The following is a 6452-nucleotide window of genomic DNA, read 5'->3' as shown; positions in this document are numbered from 1 at the left end:
AGTTTGATTATTAAGACCAATTACGGTCGCTCTATGTGGATCGCAGAGAATTATTTGGGCGCCCATATCGATCAATTTGTCCACAAAGAACAATCTACTTTCAAACATCTTCTGATGGATAAGAACATTACCCTTTGCTTGGATTGCAGTCACAAGAACGATGCTTAATAAATCGGGTGTAAATCCTGGCCATGGAGCATCAGATACTGTCAAGATCGATCCATCAATAAATGTATCAATTTCATAATATTCTTGCGCTGGTATAAATACATCATCTCCACGGAGCTCAAATTGGATACCTAGCTTAGCGAATACTGTTGGAATAATCCCCAATTCTTCAAAATGCACATCTTTGATAGTTATTTCGGACCCTGTTAAAGCGGCTAAGCCTATAAAAGAGCCAATCTCAATCATATCCGGCAACATCCGATGTGTTGTCCCTCCTAATTTATCAACCCCTTGAATTGTAAGCAGGTTGGACCCAATACCAGAGATGTTCGCGCCCATGCGATTTAACATCTTACATAATTGTTGTAAATAGGGCTCGCAGGCCGCATTATAAATAGTTGTCGTTCCTTTAGCTAAGACAGCAGCCATAACTATATTCGCTGTTCCTGTGACCGATGCCTCATCCATCAAAATATAAGCCCCTCGTAATTGAGTGGCATCTACATTAAAAAAATTCTTTTCCGAGTCGTACACAAACTTTGCTCCGAGCTTTTCGAATCCAAGAAAATGGGTATCTAAACGCCGTCTACCTATCTTATCTCCACCTGGTTTTGGAATCGCAGCTTTACCAAAGCGCGCTAATAGTGGCCCGACAATCATAATGGAACCGCGAAGCCCTCCCCCTTTTTGTTTAAATTCTTCCGATTGAAAATAATCGATATTTATATCGTTCGCTTGGAACTCATAGGTATCCTTGTTTAGGCGATTGACTTCCACACCCAATGAACCTAATAAATCGATAAGCTTATTTACATCTTTAATATCCGGAATATTGCTAATGGTTATCTTCTCGTCCGTCAACAACACTGCAGACAATATTTGCAGCGCCTCGTTTTTAGCCCCCTGGGGGACGATCTCACCTTTCAGCTTCTTCCCTCCGATTATTTCGAATGCATTCATATATCGTTTCTTTATTTTATGGTATCTCAAAAAAATTAAAAAGAGAGCGATTGAATAACGAATTTCGTCACACAATTGCTCTCAAGTAGTATGCGTAGTTAACAAGAATCTACCGTTTAAAATGGCTCTTCTTCGGCCCAGCTCCAAAACTTTTCTTTGCGCCAGAATGTTTCTTGTTATTATTGTTGTTGTTATTATGACCAGAACTTCCCTGATTACTCCGTTGATTAGAGGTATTTGAATTACTTGCAGATTTTATACGGTTTCCCGGAGGAGGTGTTTTGAAATCTAATTTGGTTAACACTGTATCTGCAGGCAACGCAAGCTGCCCTTTTGAAAGCTCAGTTAAATCCTGAATTATATGCTCATCTTGAACACTGTCTTTATTCCAAGTCATATAGGCCATCTTCATGAAATTAGCAATAGATATTGCCATACGCTGACGATTCTCAGAACTAGGCATTGCTAAAGCTTTCTCGATCATACGCTCCACGGTAAAACCGTAATGTTTAAACCGTATCCTATGCTGAGGATACCCTAACAACTCAGGCTTTTGGTGAATCGCCTTCGGATCAGGAACAGGATATGGAGAGTCCACATCGATCTTAAAATCAGAAATAATATGAAGGTGATCCCATAACTTATGCTTGAAATCCGAAACGTCTCTCAAGTGGGGATTAAGAACCCCCATCATATCAATGACAACCTGAGCATAGCGGTTTCTATCATCTTTGGTCGGAAGTGAGCAAATATAGTCTACCATATTTTGTACATTCCTCCCATATTCCGCCAAAATAAGCTTTGAACGGGTACTATTGTAATCGAATTCCATATTGTGTTGTTTCACGCTAATCTAACGTGTAATTAGCGCCGTTATTGTTTTATGTGGTAATTTATACTATCCTAAGTTTGGCAAATTTAAGCAACAATTGTTTCTGTCCCAACTCTTTGAAGAAAATAGTTGCTTTTAGATCAGGTCTATTACCTTCTAGACTTACTACTTTACCGTAGCCAAATCGTTCGTGCTCTACATCCATACCCACTTGTAAACCGGCAGTATCCGAGGGAGCAAAGTTCTCGGAAGGAACGTGTGCCTTCGGTAATATAGAAGTCGTTTTCACCACTTTAGGCTTTGGCTTAGAGTAGGTATCCGTATCTTTCTGCTTCCACGCTAAACGCTCAGACTGAAAACCGTTATCCATTCCGGTAGAAATCGATCGCTGCTGAAAATCTATATCCAAGCACGCTGGATTTAGTTCATCAAGAAAACGACTAGGCTCACAGTTGTTCAATGACCCCCAACGATAACGTGAGGTCGCATAGGATAAATGAAGCATCTTTTCCGCTCGAGTAACCGCAACGTAAAAAAGGCGTCGCTCCTCTTCAAGTTCAGAACGAGAATTTAATGACAGTTGGGACGGAAATAGATTTTCTTCTAACCCAACAATAAAGACATTTGGAAATTCCAACCCTTTGGATGAATGAATGGTCATCAAAGAAACTGTATCCGCATTCGGATCCTTGTCGTTATCATCATTTGTTAATAACGCAATATCTTGCATAAAGATATCTAATCCTTTATCCTCAATATCTTCCCTTTCTGAAAACTCTTTAATACCGTTTAGCAATTCCTGGATATTTTCATAACGACTTAGCCCTTCAACAGATTTATCCTCATAAAGATCTTTCAATATACCGGAATGTTGTGCGATATGCATAGCTGTTTCAAAAGCACTATTCGATTTGGCCATTGCTTGAAAACTCTGAATCATTAATCCAAAGTTTCCTACAGCAGACGCACTGCGCCCATCTAAAAACATTTGCGCATTTGACACAACATCCCAAAGCCTGTACTGCTGCTGATCAGCAGCAACCATAATCTTCTCCACTGTCGTATCACCAATTCCCCTCCTAGGGTAATTAATAACTCTTTTCAGCGCCTCCTCATCATTCGGGTTAAAGGTTAATCGGAAATATGCAATTAAATCCTTAATCTCCTTACGTTGATAAAATGAGGTTCCTCCATGCAGCTTGTATGGCACACCTAATTTACGCAAAGCCTCCTCCATAGAGCGCGACTGCGCGTTTGTACGATAAAGTATCGCAAAGTCTTTATAATTTGATCCCTCGAGTGAACGCTTCTGTGCAATAGCTTCCGCAACAATCTTTCCCTCTTCGTTGTCAGAAAATGCTCGTTTAACTTTTATCTTTTCACCATCTTCGTTTTCCGAAAAAACATTTTTCTCTAATTGGTTCGTGTTTTTTTCGATAATACTGTTTGCAGCATTTACGATCATCTTTGTAGATCGATAATTTTGCTCGAGCTTAAAAACCTTTACATCTGGATAATCCTTCTGGAAATTTAAGATATTTTGAATATTTGCACCGCGAAACGCATAAATACTTTGCGCATCATCGCCAACAACGCAGATATTTTCATTAACAGCGGCAAGGCGTTTGACAATTAAATATTGCGAAAAATTAGTATCCTGGTATTCATCTACCATTAAATACTTGAATTGGTGTTGATATTTATGCAAGACATCTGGATGCTTGTTCAGTAAAACATTCGTTTTAAACAACAAATCATCAAAGTCCATTGCCCCAGCGCGATAACAACGCTGCGCATAGGTCATATAAATTTGCCCCAGTTGACCACGACCATTCGCTATATCTTCAGCCATAATGGCCTCGTTTTTATTATATTCTTGTGCAGATATCAGATTATTTTTTGCAGAGGAAATCCGACCATAAACATGATTCGCATTATAAAGCTTATCATCTAAACTCATTTCTTTTATAATCGTGCGAATCAGACTCTTGGTGTCATCAGAATCATAAATTGTAAAATTCTTCGGATAGCCTATCAATTCCGCTTCCACACGTAAAATGCGGGCGAAAACAGAGTGAAATGTCCCCATCCAAATATTTTTTGCCTCTTGACCAACGACGCTCATAATACGTTCCCGCATTTCCTTGGCGGCCTTGTTAGTAAAGGTGAGCACTAAAATATTAAATGGATCGACTCCTTGCTGAATCAGGTGGGCTACTCTATAAGTAATCACACGGGTCTTTCCCGAACCTGCACCCGCAACAATCATCACGGGTCCTTTAATCTGTTCTACCGCCGCACGTTGAGAGGGGTTTAACCCCGCTAAAAAATCCAAATCTGTCTCCTAAAATTTAAAAATTAATCTAATCAAAATAGTGGTGTAAAAATAAGAAAAATAATTTACACCGGGCTGAGTAACTACATGGAAGCCCTAGGCCACATTGAAGATTCTAAATATATTTTCCCAAATTATGAAACGCTATAAAACGAACTTAGAACATTCTAAAACGGGGCATCATCCGGCATATCATTCATTCGAGAAGGCATAGTGATACCTCCGCCACCAGAGGCACCACCCATAAATGCATCGGATGGATTGATAGCAGAACTAAAAGAGTCAGCCCCAAAACTATCTCCGGCAGGACCGCCAAAATCCTCTTCAAGATCGACGAATTTCACATATTTACCAACGAAACGTAGCGGCACAATCCCTGTTTCACCATTTCTGTGTTTGGCGATAATGACCTCACCCACTCCTGCAGTAGGACGACCTTCTTCATCTTCCGTCAATCCGTAGTACTCCGGACGGTATAAGAACAGCACCATATCAGCGTCCTGCTCAATAGATCCGGATTCACGCAAATCGGATAACATTGGTCGCTTGCTATTTCCAGGTCTAGATTCTACCGCACGACTTAACTGTGAGAGTGCGAGCACAGGAACATTCAATTCTTTGGCGACAGATTTCAATGCGCGTGAAATACTACCAATTTCTTGCTCGCGGTTCCCACCTCCTTTGCCTTCGGATTTACCATGCATCAATTGTAGGTAATCCACGATAACCATTTGAATATCGTGCTGTGCTTTAAGACGCCTACATTTCGCTCGAAATTCAAATACGTTTAACGCAGGAGTATCATCAATAATAAGCGGAGCCTCAGTGAGGCGTCCAATTCGCGAATGCAGCTGCTGCCATTCGTGATCTGCTAGGTTTCCTTTTTTTAACTTCTCCTGTTCAATCTCCGTCTCGCCTGCTATCAAACGGTTTACGAGTTGTACAGACGACATTTCTAAGGAGAATACCGCAACAGGGCGTTGGTGATCAACTGCAGCATTTCTAGCTACCGATAAAACGAAAGCCGTCTTACCCATAGCAGGACGAGCAGCAATAATTACTAAATCGGATGGTTGCCAACCGGAGGTCATCCTATCCAACGCAGTAAGTCCTGAAGGAATACCGGTCAAACCATCAGTTTTATCACGAAGCATTTCCAAGTTATTGATCGCCTCTCTCATAATGTCATCCATCTTACGTGAATCGCGACGAAGGTTATTTTGAGCAATATCGAACAGTGATTTTTCTGCGGTATCCAACAAATCAAAAATATCAGAAGTCTCATCATATGCACTATTAATGATCTCAGTTGAAACTTTAATAAGTTCGCGTTGTATATATTTTTGAGAAATAATACGCGCATGAAACTCGATATTGGCGGCGGAAACAACTCGATCCGTTAGCTGAGTTATGTAATAAGCTCCCCCAACGATTTCTAGCGCTCCCATTTTACGGAGCTCGGCCGTAACAGTCAAGATATCAATCGGAGAAGTCTGCTGAAAAAGTCGAAAAATGGCTTCGAAAATTTTTTGATGAGAATCTTTGTAGAACGATTCAGGCTTTAAAATATCAATAATCTCACTTAATGCATTTTTTTCCAACATTAATGCTCCGAGCACCGCTTCTTCTAGATCCAAAGCCTGAGGTGGCAATTTACCCAACCCTCCGACCAAATTATTCAAATTTGCGCGCTTTTTAGCAAAATTGGTTTTGCTGCTCATATTGTTTGAAAATTCACTATCTGTAGTCATTCGAAAAGCTTCTGCTGTTAATATTTACTTTATGCTCCTGGGCACCGCACTCGTAATACGGGGTAACAAAAATATAAAAAAATAAGAGGATAACTTTAACTAATTGTGAACATCAAATTTTAATAAATTCAACATCTCCATAGACGCCTTTGCTTCAGTTCCAAACGATACCCTAGTTTTAGACATGTATATGTTAACAACGTCCAAACCGAACGTATAGTTTGTTAAAAATCAGACGTTTTTAAAAATGTTAATAACTTTAACCCATGTTAACAACTCAAAATAAAGCATGAATCTAAAGAAAAAATCCGATTGACTCAACCCTTCACCCTAGTAGCCAAATACTTATACGTATTTATAGAAAAATATTTACCATTTAAATTCTTTTTTGGTGATCTCCAATGTT

Annotated in this window: 4 protein-coding genes; all 4 read right to left on the bottom strand. The window is 39.8% G+C overall.

Annotated features, from left to right (window positions below):
- Positions 1–1128: UDP-N-acetylglucosamine 1-carboxyvinyltransferase (locus HP439_RS16955; protein ID WP_172391526.1), on the bottom strand; the 1128-nt coding region annotated here is incomplete at its 3' end.
- 109 nt (positions 1129–1237) lie between these two features.
- Positions 1238–1960, bottom strand: coding sequence for a DUF4290 domain-containing protein (locus HP439_RS16950; RefSeq protein ID WP_172391525.1), 723 nt, complete (start codon positions 1958–1960; stop codon positions 1238–1240).
- 61 nt (positions 1961–2021) lie between these two features.
- On the bottom strand, positions 2022–4295 hold the full coding sequence (locus tag HP439_RS16945) for an ATP-dependent helicase (RefSeq protein WP_172391524.1): 2274 nt from the start codon (positions 4293–4295) through the stop codon (positions 2022–2024).
- 167 nt (positions 4296–4462) lie between these two features.
- Positions 4463–6046, bottom strand: coding sequence for a replicative DNA helicase (gene dnaB, locus HP439_RS16940; RefSeq protein ID WP_172391523.1), 1584 nt, complete (start codon positions 6044–6046; stop codon positions 4463–4465).
- Between the last annotated feature and the right edge of the window lie 406 nt (positions 6047–6452).

It is taken from the genome of Sphingobacterium shayense, assembly GCF_013179575.1.
Classification (GTDB): Bacteria; Bacteroidota; Bacteroidia; order Sphingobacteriales; family Sphingobacteriaceae; genus Sphingobacterium; species Sphingobacterium shayense.
This window is presented reverse-complemented; position numbering and strand designations above follow the sequence as displayed.

Coding starts and splice junctions, on each gene's coding strand:
- HP439_RS16950 (WP_172391525.1), bottom strand. CDS start 1,960: ATGGAATTCGATTACAATAGTACCCGTTCAAAGCTTATTTTGGCGGAA.
- dnaB (WP_172391523.1), bottom strand. CDS start 6,046: ATGACTACAGATAGTGAATTTTCAAACAATATGAGCAGCAAAACCAAT.